The organism is Bradyrhizobium cosmicum (genome assembly GCF_007290395.2).
GTDB lineage: Bacteria > Pseudomonadota > Alphaproteobacteria > Rhizobiales > Xanthobacteraceae > Bradyrhizobium > Bradyrhizobium cosmicum.
In genome coordinates, this window is sequence record NZ_CP041656.2 from 480181 (window position 1) to 492892 (window position 12712).

The 12712-nt window shown below is 65.2% G+C and carries 13 protein-coding genes; 6 read left to right on the forward strand and 7 right to left on the reverse strand.

Annotation, left to right across the window (positions count from 1 at the left end):
• The first annotated feature begins 137 nt into the window (after positions 1-137).
• Positions 138-986: a caspase family protein gene (locus FNV92_RS02260; protein ID WP_014439098.1), complete on the forward strand. Its 849-nt coding sequence runs from the start codon at positions 138-140 to the stop codon at positions 984-986.
• 188 nt (positions 987-1174) lie between these two features.
• On the opposite strand, the gene FNV92_RS02265 is transcribed toward FNV92_RS02260, so the two are convergent.
• Together FNV92_RS02265 and FNV92_RS02270 are read right to left on the reverse strand one after the other, a co-directional pair.
• The gene (locus tag FNV92_RS02265) at positions 1175-2062 is read right to left on the reverse strand and encodes an efflux RND transporter periplasmic adaptor subunit (RefSeq protein WP_143842409.1); all 888 of its coding nucleotides are present in this window, start codon (positions 2060-2062) and stop codon (positions 1175-1177) included.
• 183 nt (positions 2063-2245) lie between these two features.
• Positions 2246-3376, reverse strand: a complete 1131-nt coding sequence (locus tag FNV92_RS02270; protein ID WP_143846114.1) for a lactonase family protein — start codon at positions 3374-3376, stop codon at positions 2246-2248.
• A 400-nt stretch (positions 3377-3776) separates the two neighbouring features.
• Here FNV92_RS02270 and FNV92_RS02275 point away from each other — a divergent pair, with 400 nt between their 5' ends.
• Positions 3777-3953, forward strand: coding sequence for a hypothetical protein (locus FNV92_RS02275; protein WP_334266086.1), 177 nt, complete (start codon positions 3777-3779; stop codon positions 3951-3953).
• 109 nt (positions 3954-4062) lie between these two features.
• The gene (locus FNV92_RS02280) at positions 4063-4188 is read left to right on the forward strand and encodes a hypothetical protein (protein ID WP_014439102.1); all 126 of its coding nucleotides are present in this window, start codon (positions 4063-4065) and stop codon (positions 4186-4188) included.
• A 216-nt stretch (positions 4189-4404) separates the two neighbouring features.
• Here FNV92_RS02280 and FNV92_RS02285 read toward each other — a convergent pair whose 3' ends face one another.
• Both FNV92_RS02285 and FNV92_RS02290 read right to left on the reverse strand, forming a co-directional pair.
• The gene (locus FNV92_RS02285) at positions 4405-4632 is read right to left on the reverse strand and encodes a hypothetical protein (RefSeq protein ID WP_143842408.1); all 228 of its coding nucleotides are present in this window, start codon (positions 4630-4632) and stop codon (positions 4405-4407) included.
• A gap of 82 nt (positions 4633-4714) precedes the next feature.
• Positions 4715-5125, reverse strand: coding sequence for a hypothetical protein (locus FNV92_RS02290; protein WP_143842407.1), 411 nt, complete (start codon positions 5123-5125; stop codon positions 4715-4717).
• 227 nt (positions 5126-5352) lie between these two features.
• On the opposite strand from FNV92_RS02290, the gene FNV92_RS02295 reads away from it, so the two are divergent.
• Together FNV92_RS02295 and FNV92_RS02300 are read left to right on the forward strand one after the other, a co-directional pair.
• Positions 5353-5625 carry a hypothetical protein gene (locus tag FNV92_RS02295; protein WP_143842406.1) on the forward strand — a complete coding sequence of 91 codons (273 nt, stop codon included), beginning with the start codon at positions 5353-5355 and terminating at the stop codon, positions 5623-5625.
• Positions 5626-5778: 153 nt separating this feature from the next.
• Positions 5779-7227, forward strand: coding sequence for an acetyl-CoA hydrolase/transferase family protein (locus FNV92_RS02300; RefSeq protein ID WP_416377769.1), 1449 nt, complete (start codon positions 5779-5781; stop codon positions 7225-7227).
• A 27-nt stretch (positions 7228-7254) separates the two neighbouring features.
• Here FNV92_RS02300 and rpsU read toward each other — a convergent pair whose 3' ends face one another.
• The 3 genes from rpsU to FNV92_RS02315 all read right to left on the reverse strand — a co-directional run bounded on the left by rpsU (position 7255) and on the right by FNV92_RS02315 (position 11253).
• Positions 7255-7533 carry a 30S ribosomal protein S21 gene (gene rpsU, locus FNV92_RS02305; RefSeq protein WP_014439107.1) on the reverse strand — a complete coding sequence of 93 codons (279 nt, stop codon included), beginning with the start codon at positions 7531-7533 and terminating at the stop codon, positions 7255-7257.
• A gap of 249 nt (positions 7534-7782) precedes the next feature.
• Entirely contained in the window at positions 7783-10446 is a 2664-nt protein-coding gene (locus FNV92_RS02310) for a bifunctional diguanylate cyclase/phosphodiesterase (protein WP_143842405.1), read from the reverse strand.
• 114 nt (positions 10447-10560) lie between these two features.
• Positions 10561-11253 carry a hypothetical protein gene (locus FNV92_RS02315; protein WP_186355508.1) on the reverse strand — a complete coding sequence of 231 codons (693 nt, stop codon included), beginning with the start codon at positions 11251-11253 and terminating at the stop codon, positions 10561-10563.
• A gap of 151 nt (positions 11254-11404) precedes the next feature.
• Between FNV92_RS02315 and FNV92_RS02320 the strand changes: the two genes are divergently transcribed.
• Positions 11405-12451, forward strand: a complete 1047-nt coding sequence (locus tag FNV92_RS02320; protein ID WP_143842404.1) for a LysM peptidoglycan-binding domain-containing protein — start codon at positions 11405-11407, stop codon at positions 12449-12451.
• Positions 12452-12712 lie beyond the last annotated feature (261 nt).

Below are 12712 nucleotides of genomic sequence, written 5' to 3' on the forward strand. Positions count from 1 at the left end.
TTGGTGCGGCGCCGCAAATTGCGCGCAATTCGGGGGCACACCCCCGGCCAATCCCTCAAACCTGAAGACGCTATCGCGCTACTTAATCTGTGTGCGCGCGCTTGGCTGGTCTTTGGCACTGACAGGAATGAAGCGAGATGAATGTAAGGCAGCTCGACATTTCCCGACGCACGATCGCGGTGGCCGCAGCCCTCATCGGGACGGTCTCGCTCGTGATCGGCGCCCATGCTGCCCTCAACATGCGCGCGCTCGATGCCGCCAAGGCTGTCACGACCGACCAGGTCACCGGCTCGATCGGCCAGGCCTCGCGCCTCGCCCTCGTCATCGGCAATGGACATTATCCCGACGCCGGCGCGCCGCTGACACAGTCGATCAACGACGCCCGCGCGCTGTCCTCGTCGCTGCGCAGGAACGGCTTTGACGTCGACATGGTGGAAGACGCGACCAGGGACGACATGGTCCGTGCCGTCAACCGCCTGAAGTCCCGGATCAAGCGCGACACCGTCGTCATGCTGTTCTTCGGTGGCTTCGGCGTGCAGGCCGGCCGCCAGAGCTACATGCTGCCGGTCGATGCCGTGATCTGGAAGGAAAGCGATGTCCGTCGCCAGGGCGTCTCCATCGACGGCGTGCTCGACATGATGAAGGAGCAGGGCGCCAAGGCCAAGCTCGTCGTCGTCGACGCCTCCCGCCGTAACCCCTACGAGCGCCGCTTCCGCTCCTACAGCCACGGACTCGCGCCGATCAGCGCGTCCGACAACGCGCTGATCCTCACCTCGGCCTCGCCCGGCAAGGTCGCCGACGACGGCAAGGGCGAGCACAGCGTGCTGGTCAGCGAGCTGCTCGGCAATCTCAATGCGCAGGGCAGCGCCGAAAGCGTCTTCAACAAGACCCGCGTCGCCATCTCCCGCGCCTCCGAAGGCGATCAGGTCCCGACCGTCTCCTCATCGCTGCTCGAAGACGTTCATTTCGACGCAGCCGGCGGCTAGTTTTTTTACCCTCCCCTGGAGGGGGAGGGTCGATCGCGCGAAGCGCGAGCGGGGTGGGGTGATCTCTCCACTCGGGCACCGCTTCCGTGGAGAGACTGTCACCCCACCCCGTCTCACATTTCGCTGCGCTCCATGTGAGCCGACCCTCCCCCTCCAGGGGAGGGTGCAGCGTCACGCCGCAATAAATCCTACTTCGCCGCTTCCGCGGCCATCACCGGGCGCACCGGATCGCCTTCGCGGAGCAGCGCGCCGGCGCGGGCGACGACGATATCGCCTTCGTTGAGGCCTTCCCGCACCTCGATATTGCCGCCTGACATCAAACCGATCTCGACGCGCTTGGTTTCGACGCGGTTGCGGCGGATCACTTGCACCACGGTGCCGGCGGTCGAATATTGCACGGAGGTCAGCGGCACCGCGACGTTGCAGCTCTGTCCGGTCTTGATCAGCGCACGTCCGCTCGCATTCAGCAGCAGCCGCTTCTGAGAGGAGATGCCGATATAGACCAGGCCCTGCTGGATGTTGGGCTCGACGGTCGGCCCGATGCGGCGCACCTTGCCGTCGATGTCGCCGGCACCGGCAATGCGCACGGTGGTCGGCTGATTGATCGCCAGCTTTCTGATATCGGTGGTCGCCACCAGGCCGACCAGATCGTATTCGCTGCGCGCCACGATCGTGAACAGCGCTTCGCCCTTGGCCGAGGCGAAGTTGCCGATCTGCGCGGTCGACGTCGCGATCACACCCGCCACGGGGGCGGTGACCTGAAGCGAGCCGCCTTCCGGCAGCGCCAGCCGCGCCAGCACCTGGCCGGCCGTGGTGGTGTCGCCGGCTTCCGCCAGCAAGTCCGTGACCTTCAGGCCCGGACGTTCGGGCCGCACCGAGGCCGCCTCGCGCGCGATGATCGTGCCGGTCGCCTCGACGATGTCCGAGAAGCAGGATTTTGCGACCTTCAGCACCGTGACCGCCGGCCCCTTGGGCGTGTCGTCATCGGCGGCGAGCACGGGCTCGGCGGACAGCAGCAGCAGCCCGGTGAGCGCAACGAGATGTCGGGAAAAGGAACGCGCAGGCAATGGACGCATCGGTCATTCCGGTTGGGGCCTTGACGGCCTCATCGTTAGCAGAAGCGACCGCGGCGGGCCATGGTCCGGCCAGATGAGAATGCCGCAGGAGCAGGCGGCGCGATGCCGCCTGTTGAATTAGTCGCCGCGAAGGCCGAGAGGTTCGCTGGAGCGTTTACCCTCCCCCTCCAGAGGAGGATAAGCTCACGGCAGGCTCAAGAACTCCACCCAGTTCGGCTTCTTGCCGGTCGGATAGGATTTCAGCTTGGCCAGTGCGCCGCTGCTCTGGTCGATGGAATAGACCGTCATGCTGTCAGACATCTCGCCGACTGCGGCAAGGTAGCGCCCGGAGGGATCGATGTGGAAGCCGCGCGGCTGCTTCTCGGTCGGCACGCTGCCGAGCGTGGTCAGCCTGCCGCTTGTGCCGTCGACCTTGTAGCCGGTCAGCGTGTTGGTGGTGCGCTCGGAGGCATAGAGGAAGCGGCCGTCCGGCGTGATGTGGATGTCGGCGGCCCAGGGCTTTTGACCAGAGTCTTTGCCCGAGAAGCCTTCCGGCAGCGCAGTTGTGCGCTGGATCTCGTCCCAGGCGCCGCTTCTGGCCTCATAGGCAAATGCCGCGACGTCGCCGTTCAGCTCGTGGACGAGATAGACGAACTTGCCATTGGGATGGAACACGAAGTGCCGCGGCCCGGATTTCTCCGGCACCTTGATAACAGGCGGATCGTTCGGCGTCAGCGTGCCGGCTGTCGCATCGAAGGCGAAGGCCAGCACCTGGTCGGAGCCGAGATTGGTCGCGAACACGAAGCGGTTGTCGGGCGAGGGCAGGAAGGCGTGCGCGTTGAGTCCGGTCGGGATCACCTGCATCGGCTCGCCGACGACGCCGCTCGCCTGCAGCGGATTGAGCGCGACCTTGTTGCCGCCGTAGGACGCGCTGAACAGGAATTTGCCGCCGCGATCGAATGCGATATTGGCCATGCTGTCGGCGAGCGGCCCGTTGCCGATATGGCTGAGCTGGCCCGTCCTGGGATCGATCGCAAAGCTCACCGCGAGAAAGGGCTGCGATCGGACGCCAGCAACCAGCACGCGGCGGTCGGGCGTGATCGCGAGCGGCGTCGAGGAGCCGGGCTTCTCGACGCCGGTGAAGGCGGCGGTCTGCACCGGCGTCATCTCGCCGCTCTCGGCCATCTTGAATACGCTGATGTCGTTGCTGTCGGCATTGCCGACATAGGCGAAGGTGTCGGTCATGCCGGCGCGAACTCCAGGAACGAGGGTAAGGAAGGCGAGGGCGGTGACGATCGCAGCGCGTGATGCGGCGCGGCGTGCCGGTCTGAACATGGATCTGAACATGGGCGTCCTCCTCGAGCCGATGCGGGCTTGTTGTTTTGCCGGGGAGGATAACGGCAGGCGTGCCGCCGCACCAAATTCCAATGGGGATCGATCGATACCGAAATCGTATCGGTCGCGCGTGCTAGCGCACCGCCGCGGTCAAGTCGCGGGAGGGCGGACGCGGACCGGTCGGGTGGTCAGGCGGTCCGAGCACCGTCCAAACGGCCACCGCGACCAGGGCTGAGGTCAGGATGGTCCAGGCAACGAGTCGGTCCCGCATCAAGCCAAATCCGTCGATGAAAGCTCGATCTATCGTGCACCGCAAAAAGCGACGATCCTATGAACTCGTTCACAGCAGAAAACAGCGCATGCGATACGAACGATTGCCGCGCCGGCGCATTGACCCCGCATGTCCCGTGACAACGACCTCGAAGGCAAGCCCGACATGGGCGGCAAGCATGGCGGCCAGGCCGGCCAGCCCAAACCCCCCCCGCGCCCGCGCGAAGGCGCGCGGGATGGAGACGTCGTGGCAAAGCGCCACACCGGTCAAACCGATCGCACGTCACCGCCGACCAACAAGAAATAGCGCCGCGCTTCGCCCGCGCCACACCGTGCCGCAATCGCGCGGGGAACGGCAGCCTTGCCTTGCCGTTACCTTGATCCCCGCGGGCGGTGGAGATCGAACGGAGGCTGGCATGTTTTGGATCTATTGGAACACCGCCTGGTCGCTGATTATCAGCGGCATCATGGTCGCCACCATCGTCAGCCATCCCGACTCCGAATTCGCCGAAGTGCGTGCCGCAAAGCAGCGGCTGATGTGAACTTCGAGGCCTTCTGAGACGTTAGCTGACCGATCGCTGGCCTCACCTTCGCGGTGAAGTCACGGTCCGAGGTCCGGTTTGGATTCGCCTCCGTTTCCGGGCCTCGTCCCCTCCGGGGTGACGTGACGTTTTAGCAGCGGCGAGATGCCGCGCCGAAACCCGACCGCTTGGAAGCGATCGGTCTCGGGCCGAAGGCCGCGACATGCGCCTGTCAGGCTAGTGGTGATGATGACGCCAGTTGCCGCGTCCCCGGTACCAGCCATAGTGATGTCCGCGATTACGATGCCAGCCGCCATGGCCGTGACCATGGCCATGGCGAACCTGGATCAACGCGTCGCTCTGCGTGTCGGCCAAGGGAGCTATTCCCAGCCGCGCCGAAGCCGGCGATGACAATCCGATCGTCGCCATCACGGCCGCCGTTGCGGCCAGTCCCAAAAGTCTCATGGTCGTTCTCTCCTGCTGCTCTTCTGATCCCGGATCACATCGGGCACGCGGGGCCGGGTCCCCACGTATTCGAAGTTCGCTCTCACCAGCCGCTAAAGGCTTCACGGTGTTCGAAAGCCAAACGCCGCTCCGATGCGCCGCGGGCGGATCGAGAGGAGCGGCGGGCGTGCCGTGGTTTGGTGACATGTTCGGTGACGGCGCGTATCGGCGTCTCGGTCGCGTGGTCCTGCGTCATCATTGCAAGCGCTTCACGCGGCGGCTGCTCGTCGTGCGCGATGTCGGCGGTCACGGAAGCCGCAGGGAGGGACGAACGATGCGAGACGTCGAACACGATCTTTTCAGGGACAGGACGGGTCGAGCTGATCCGGATGATGCTTCTGTCCACCTCGGCGGCCGAAATCGGCTCTACGGCAGGCGGAAGAAAATGGTCGGCGGCGAACAGCAGCGACAGCAATAGTCCGCCGGCGAAGACGAGATATTTGAGGATAGGCATGAACACCCGCAATCGCGTCCCATGAAGCAGGACGCGGCGCTAACGGGAAAAACATGCAATCGTTCCAAAAGGATCATGTCGGGAGGATCGCATCAGTATAGCTGCTGCATAGATACTCCCGGCCAGAATTGGAACTTTATCGATACCCGCGTCGTTGTCGGGAAAAAGATGTAAATATCCCCGATCGCGGGCGGCACCGCCTGGATACGACAACAGATTCAAATTGAATGATGGACGACAAGAAATCGATCGAGGATGTTCTTTCAGGCCTGCGAATAGATTCCTCTGCCAGACCTTCCCAAGCCCCCCTCAGGAGTTTCGAGCATCTCAGCGATGAGGGCGTCCTGCGCCTCTACGACGGCATCCGCCGTCAGGTCGACGCGGACAGGGCACTCGGAGAGAAGTATCGCCTGGTCGGTGCCGCCGCCAGGGAGCGGGCGGAGCGCCTTCGTAAGGAAATCGTCGAACGCGGGTTGAAATTCACCCCGATCGTCTGGTAGCCGCGCGCTACGCGCGTGTCGAAGGCGCGCCGCCTCGCTTGATCTAAATCATCCGCACACGGCTGATTTGATGGAAAGTCCCGTGAAACCAGAGGGGTTCACGTGTCCATCGATCGTTCGCGCATCGCGTCGCCGGCATTTCGCTCGAAAATCATGTCGGCCGATGATGCCGCCGCCCTCGTGCCGCACGGCGCCAATGTGGGCATGAGCGGCTTTACCGGATCCGGTCACCCGAAGGCGGTCCCGACGGCGCTGGCGCGCCGGATCGAGCAGGCGCATGCGCGCGGCGAACAGTTCCGGATCGGCGTGTGGACCGGGGCTTCGACCGCGCCCGAGCTGGATGGTGCGCTGGCCAAGGTCAACGGCGTCGAGATGCGCTTGCCCTACCAATCCGATCCGATCACGCGCGAGCGCATCAATGCAGGCGCGATGGAGTACGTCGACATCCACCTCAGCCATGTCGCGCAGTTCGTCTGGTTCGGCTTTCTCGGACATCTGGATGTCGCGCTGATCGAGGTCACGGCCATCCTGCCGGACGGCAGCTTGGTGCCCTCGAAGTCCATCGGCAACAACAAGACCTGGCTGGACCAGGCCGATCGCATCATTATCGAGGTCAATTCGGGAATGAGCACGGCGCTGCAGGGGATGCACGACGTCTATTACGGCACCCGGCTGCCGCCGCACCGCAAGCCCATTCCCATCATCGCGCCCGGCGACAGGATCGGCGAGACCACGTTTCGCTGCGATCCCGCCAAGGTCATTGCCGTGGTCGAAACCAATGCTCCGGACCGCGACACCAGCTTCGCCGCACCCGATGCGACGTCCGAAGCGATCGCCGGTCATATCCTCGAATTTCTGGGGCACGAGGTTCGCCGCGGCCGGCTACCGCCGGAATTGCTGCCGATCCAGTCCGGCGTCGGCAACGTGGCCAATGCCGTGATGGCGGGACTCGAGAACGGCCCGTTCTCCGGGCTGACCGCCTATACCGAAGTGTTGCAGGACGGCATGCTGAACCTGGTTCGCTCCGGCCGGATGGTGCTCGCCTCCGCCACCGCGCTATCGTTCAGTGCCGACGCGACCCGGCAATTCGATCGCGACATCGAAAACCTCAAGACGAAAATCGTGCTGCGCACGCAGGAGATCTCCAACCATCCCGAGGTGATCCGGCGGCTCGGCGTGATCGCGATGAACGGATTGATCGAGGCCGACATCTACGGCAACGTCAACTCGACCCACATTCGCGGCACCACCATCATGAACGGGATCGGCGGCTCCGGCGATTTCGCCCGCAACGCCTATCTCTCGATCTTCATGACGCCGTCGACCGCCAAGGGCGGATCGATCTCGGCAATCGTGCCGATGGTGACGCACGTCGATCACACCGAGCACGACGTGCAGATCATCGTGACCGAGCACGGTCTTGCCGATTTGCGCGGCCTGTCGCCGAAACAGCGGGCCGCGGTCGTCATCGGCAATGCAGCGCACCCGTCGTTCCGGCCGGCACTGAAGGATTATTTCGACCGTGCGTGCCGGCTCTCGCCTGGAAAGCACACGCCGCATCTGCTTGACGAAGCCTTCCGCATGGTCAATCCCTTGCGCTGAAGAGCGCAGCCGCCGGGGCGGCCGCGTTCAGCTCGCGGGTCTTGCGTTGATCTGCGGCAAGCCGGGCTTGCGCTCGGGAAGCTTCTTTTTCGGAGGCGCGGGAAGCAGGCCTTCCCTGATCATCTGCTTGCGGGCGAGCTTGCGGGCCCGGCGAATGGCCTCGGCTTTCTCGCGTGTTTTCTTCTCTGAGGGCTTCTCGTAGGAGCGCCGCTGTTTCATCTCGCGAAAAACGCCTTCGCGCTGCATCTTCTTCTTCAGAACACGAAGCGCCTGATCGATGTTGTTGTCGCGGACGAGGACCTGCAATTGAAATTCCTTGGCTCAGCTGCGAAATGAGGCAGTCCTGCACGCAGCCGATTGCGCAGGAGTTTCATTGCGATCGTGAGGGTGACAGCAACGGCGATCTGGTCCGCCGGCCTCGAACACGCGAGCGACTTGGCATCGCGATACAGTTCGGGGCGACGTGAACACTCCCGGGCGGCCGTGTCAATCGATAAGGCGTTCCTGGACGTCAATTCGCGGTCCGGAACCCGCGCGGGGCGGGGCGAGGGAGCGCTAGGCAGCCACCGCCTGCGCGGCCAACAATTGCTTCAGTTTCGCGGCCGGCACCGCTGGGCTGAACAGCCAGCCTTGCATCTGGCTGCATCCGAGCTGCCGCAGCACGTCGCGCTGGGCTTCGGTCTCGACGCCTTCGGCCGTCGTCGCCATGTGGCGGGCAGCGGCCATGTGCACCACCGCCTGCACGATCGGCGACGAGTCCTCGGGCTCGCCGATGTCGCTGATGAAGCTGCGGTCTATCTTGATCTTGTCGAAGGGGAAACGGTGCAGGTAGCTCAGCGAGGAATAGCCGGTGCCGAAATCGTCGAGCGCGATGCGCACGCCGAGCTCGCGCAGCTGCTGCAGGATCGTCAGCGCTTCCTCGTCGTCGCGGATCAGCACGGTTTCGGTGACCTCGAGCTCGAGCCGGCCGGGCGCGAGGCCTGATTCCGCGAGCGCCGCGGCGACCTTGAGCGCCAGCGTGCGGGCGCGGAACTGCACCGGAGAGACGTTGACGGCGACATGGATGTTGCCCGGCCAGCTGGCGGCTTCGGTGCAGGCCTGCTTCAGCACCCATTCGCCGATCTCGCCGATCAGCCCGGTTTCTTCGGCGACCGGAATGAAGTCGGCAGGCGAGATCATGCCGCGCTCGGGATGGCGCCAGCGCAGCAGCGCCTCGCAGCCGGTGACGACATTGGCGGCAAGGTCGACCAGCGGCTGGTAATGCACCTCGAATTCGCCGCGGGCGAGCGCCTGGCGCAAATCGAGCTCGAGCTGCCGGCGCTGCCGCGCCTTGGCGTCGTATTCGGGCACGAACAGGCGGAAGGTGCGGCGGCCCTCCGACTTCGCCGCATACATCGCCAGATCGGCGCGCTTGAGCAGGTCGTCGAGATTGTCGCCATGGTCGGGCGCGATCGCGATGCCGATGCTGGCGTCAGTCGGAATCTCCTGGCCCTTGCAGTTCACGGGCGAGCGCAGCGCCTTGAGGATATCTTCAGCCAATGCCGTCAGTTCGGCCGGGTCGCTGGTTCCGGCCTTGACGATGGCGAACTCGTCGCCGCCGAGACGCGCGACGAGGTCGTTGCCGCTGACGCAGGCGCGCAGGCGGCTCGCGACCTGGCGCAGCAATTCGTCGCCGACCTCGTGACCGAGCGAATCGTTGACGCCCTTGAACTCGTCGACGTCGATATAGAGGATCGCGAACGGCTTGCCCTGGGCCAGCTCCGCCACGCGGCGCTCCAGATGGCCGCGCATCAGTACGCGGTTGGGCAGGTCGGTCAGCGCGTCGTAATGCGCCATGTGCGCGATGCGCTCGTCGGCGCGGATGCGCTCGGTGACGTCGTCATGGGTGGCGAGCCAGCCGCCGGAGGCGCCGGGCTGGTTCTTGATCTCGATCAGGCGGCCGTCGGAAGTCTCCACGATGGCGCTCTGCGTCAGCCCGACCTGGCTCAGGATCCCGTCGCAATAGGCATCGACGTCGCCCTCGAACGAGCCGGTGTCGTGGCGGTGCTGGATCACGTCGCGGAAATAGGCGCCGGGCTTCACCACGTCGGTGGAGAGGCCGTACATCTCGATGTAGCGCCGGTTACAGACGATCAGCTGCTCGTCCTGATCGAACATCAGAAGGCCCTGCGTCATCGTGTTCAGGGCGGTGTCGAGCCGCTGCTTCTCGATCGACAGCCGGCGTGTCATCTGGCGGAAGATCAGATAGAGCGTGAGCACGAGCAGGCCGATCGACAGCACGGCGACGGCGACGAAGAATTTTGTTTGGGTGTGCCAGGTGGCGAGGGTCGCGTCCAGCGATCGGGTGGCGACCACGACCAGCGGTTCGCCGGTCAGCATGCGCGAGGCGACGATACGGTCCTTGCCGTCCATCGGGCTGGCGAGCTGGGTCGTGACGAAAGTTCGCTCGAACACCGCCATCTGCTCGGGCGTGCCCTTGCGGTAGTTCTGCCCGATCATCGCGTCGACATGCGGAATGCGCGCGAGCAGCTGGCCGTTCTGGTGATGCATCGCGATCGAGGAGTCCTCGCCGAGCCCGCTCGATGCGAAGAAGGATTCCAGTTGCTCGGGCGCGATCGCGCGCGACACCATGCCCAGGAATTCGCCGTGCGGACCGGAGATGCGGCGTGCGAACACGATCGCGGGTCCGTCGCCGAGCCGGCCGGGCACGACCTCGATCTCTTCCTGTGCGGCGGGATCGTTCATGAGGCGGTTGAAATAGCCGCGGTCCGATACCGAGATGTCGGCGACCGGCCAGCGCTTCGACGAATTGATCAGCACGCCCCTGGAATCGAACAAATTGGCGCCGGCGACATCGGACCAGCCGCTGGCCTTGGCACGCAGCACCTCGTGCATCGCAAGGGTGCCCATCTCGCTGCGGAAGATCTCGGTGGATTCGATGCCGTGGCTTTCGAGTTCGGCGATGATGCTCTTCTGGAGCACCGCGAAATCCTCGAACTCACGGTCGAAATGCCGGGCCAGCAGCCGCACGGCGCTTTCCAGGCTGTCGCGGCCGCTCTCGATCGCATTCTGCCGGAAGCGGTCGATGGTGAGCGCGGTGCCGATCGCCATCGCGACCATCAGCACGACGCCGCCGGCGATCAGCCACGTCAGCGGCGCGCCCTGCCAACGGCGGAGCGACGCGCGCATGCGCGCGGTCCATCGGATCGATGTGCCCATCCAGCCCTCCCGTGGGATGCAAGATGCAGCAAAACCGCCAAGACCCCGTTACCAGCAAGGGTTAGGAAATGATGAATCGGAGCGGAATTAGAAGGTTGGTGCGCCGGCCGGCGTTCACCGCCGAATTTCCCATTTCAGCGCTTCCGCATTCCCCTTGGTGAACATCTCCGGCACGTCGAACTTGCCGGTCTTGAGGTCGTAACGGCACTTCCAGTCGGCCAGTCCCTTCACGGCGACGTTCTTTGGATGTTTGTCCATTTCGCCCGACAGCGAGATGAGGAGGTAGCGGTTGTTGGGCCAGTCGACGCCGAGCCAGCGATAGGCATCTTCGGTGCCCTTCATCAGATTGGCCGAGATGTGGTAGTCGAGCTTCATCTTCTTGGTGTCCGGCCGGCTGTGGAAATAGGCCCAGGCGAGATCGCTGAGCGACGTCTTGGTCGCGTTCACGAAAGCGCCGTTCTCGACATGGTAGAGAAACAGGTCCTGCGCGCCGGAGCCGGTCTTCTGCATCCGCACCAGCCATTGCGAGTCGGCGGTGAAGCGGAAGCCGGCGCCATAGCCCTGCTCCGGCTTTAGCTCGGTCATCTGCTCGCCGCGCCGCGCCCAGGCCTGCCATTTGACGTCCCAGTCGCCGCCGTCCTTCATGTACTGCTCGATCCGGGTGGCGCCGTCGGGCGAGGTGAAGGCGAGATCGGCATTGTCAGTGAGGACGTAGTCCGGCGGCGGGCCGGACCCGGCAAGCGCGGGGGAGGCGGCGAGCATCAAGGCGAGCGCCAGCCATGGCGCGGTGCGAAAAAGCGCGGTCACGGAAAATCCCTGAAAAATGCCGCAACGCGGCCTCGCTGATTTGACGTCGAGGGGGCCGCCCCGGTTCATCCCATCGACCGTCTTGCTGCCGCAGCCAAATCGGCGCAATTTGCCGCCTTCGGCCGATTTGCCAGCCAAGGTTCATGTCCTGATGATCACAGCGTCCAAGGCCTTCATTGCCCTCTGTCTGCTCGCATTGGTCGGCACCGTGCTGGTGATCGGCCCCACCGAGCTGCGCCGCCTCCTGCCGGGCGCGACCAAGACCGAGATCGCGGCGGCCGCGAAGCCGGAAGTCAGGCCGGAGCCGAAGGCCGAGGCGAAAGTCGAAGCCAAAGTCGACGCCAAGCCGGCAGCCAAACCTGAAGCCAGGCCCGACGAGCCAAAGCTTGCCGCCACGGCGCCGCCCGCGCCATCCGCGCCGAAGGCGGATGCGATGGCCGAGACGCAGAAGCAGGTTACGGCGCTGGCCGATCTGGTGCCGGCCAAGCCGCCGGCGGCCGCGACCGACGCGGGCCCCCGTTTCGACGTTGCGCGCGTCGACGATCATGGCGAGGCGGCGGTGATCGCGGGCGTGGCCGCGCCGGGCGCCAGGGTCGAGCTGCTGCGCGACGGCCAGCCGCTCGATGCTGTGGTGGCCGATGCGTCGGGCCAGTTCGTGATGACCCCGCCAAAGCTTCCCGCCGGCTCCTATGAACTGACCCTGCGCGCGAAATCGCCTGACGGCACCGTCATGCAATCCGCCCGCACCATGCCGGTGACCGTCGCCGAAGCCGCGCCGCCGCCCGCGCGCCCCGCGCCGGCCGCCCGGCCGGAGGCAAAGCAGGCCGACAAGCCGGATGACAAGTCGGACGTCGTCGCGGCTCTTCCGGGTCCGCGCCTGTCGTCCGCATCGGAGAAATCAGCGGCGCGGCCTAGGCTGACCGGCGCACCGAAGCCGCGGCTGATGGCACATGCGCCAGCCGCGCCGACGCCCACGACGGTCGCATCGGCATCGACGGTGGACGTCTTCAACACCGCGCCCGCAGGGACCGGCAGCCGGGTGATCACCCGCGGCGACAGCCTGTGGACCCTGAGCCGGCTCGCTTACGGCGACGGCGCCCGCTACGCCGTGATCTTCAACGCCAACCGCGACAAGATCCACAATCCCAATCTGATCTATCCCGGCCAGACCTTCGTGCTGCCGCAGAAGGCGGAGTGAGCTCAGCTCTCCCTTCGTCATGCCCGGGCTTGTCCCGGGCATCCACGGTCTTGATGGTGCGGATGAAGGCGTGGATGGCCGGGACAAGCCCGGCCATGACGTCGTTGAGGCGGCCAGCCCCCATATGCGATCGCCCTGTCGCTGGCGGAAAAGAGTCTCATCCATGGCTCCGCCCGCGACGCTTTGACCGCCGCTGCTCCGGAACGTTTGGTTCCGCTTTGAGTCTTCTCCATGCGACGCAGTGCGCGCTTGGCGCTGGAG

What these genes read in the sequence shown, in the direction of transcription:
- FNV92_RS02270 (WP_143846114.1), bottom strand. Translation starts at nt 3,376, where the DNA reads ATGTTCAGACCGGCACGCCGCGCCGCATCACGCGCTGCGATCGTCACC.
- FNV92_RS02320 (WP_143842404.1), top strand. Translation starts at nt 11,405, where the DNA reads ATGATCACAGCGTCCAAGGCCTTCATTGCCCTCTGTCTGCTCGCATTG.
- FNV92_RS02295 (WP_143842406.1), top strand. Translation starts at nt 5,353, where the DNA reads ATGATGGACGACAAGAAATCGATCGAGGATGTTCTTTCAGGCCTGCGA.
- FNV92_RS02310 (WP_143842405.1), bottom strand. Translation starts at nt 10,446, where the DNA reads ATGGGCACATCGATCCGATGGACCGCGCGCATGCGCGCGTCGCTCCGC.
- FNV92_RS02285 (WP_143842408.1), bottom strand. Translation starts at nt 4,632, where the DNA reads ATGAGACTTTTGGGACTGGCCGCAACGGCGGCCGTGATGGCGACGATC.
- FNV92_RS02275 (WP_334266086.1), top strand. Translation starts at nt 3,777, where the DNA reads ATGTCCCGTGACAACGACCTCGAAGGCAAGCCCGACATGGGCGGCAAG.
- FNV92_RS02300 (WP_416377769.1), top strand. Translation starts at nt 5,779, where the DNA reads ATGTCGGCCGATGATGCCGCCGCCCTCGTGCCGCACGGCGCCAATGTG.
- FNV92_RS02280 (WP_014439102.1), top strand. Translation starts at nt 4,063, where the DNA reads ATGTTTTGGATCTATTGGAACACCGCCTGGTCGCTGATTATCAGCGGC.
- FNV92_RS02290 (WP_143842407.1), bottom strand. Translation starts at nt 5,125, where the DNA reads ATGCCTATCCTCAAATATCTCGTCTTCGCCGGCGGACTATTGCTGTCG.
- FNV92_RS02260 (WP_014439098.1), top strand. Translation starts at nt 138, where the DNA reads ATGAATGTAAGGCAGCTCGACATTTCCCGACGCACGATCGCGGTGGCC.
- FNV92_RS02265 (WP_143842409.1), bottom strand. Translation starts at nt 2,062, where the DNA reads ATGCGTCCATTGCCTGCGCGTTCCTTTTCCCGACATCTCGTTGCGCTC.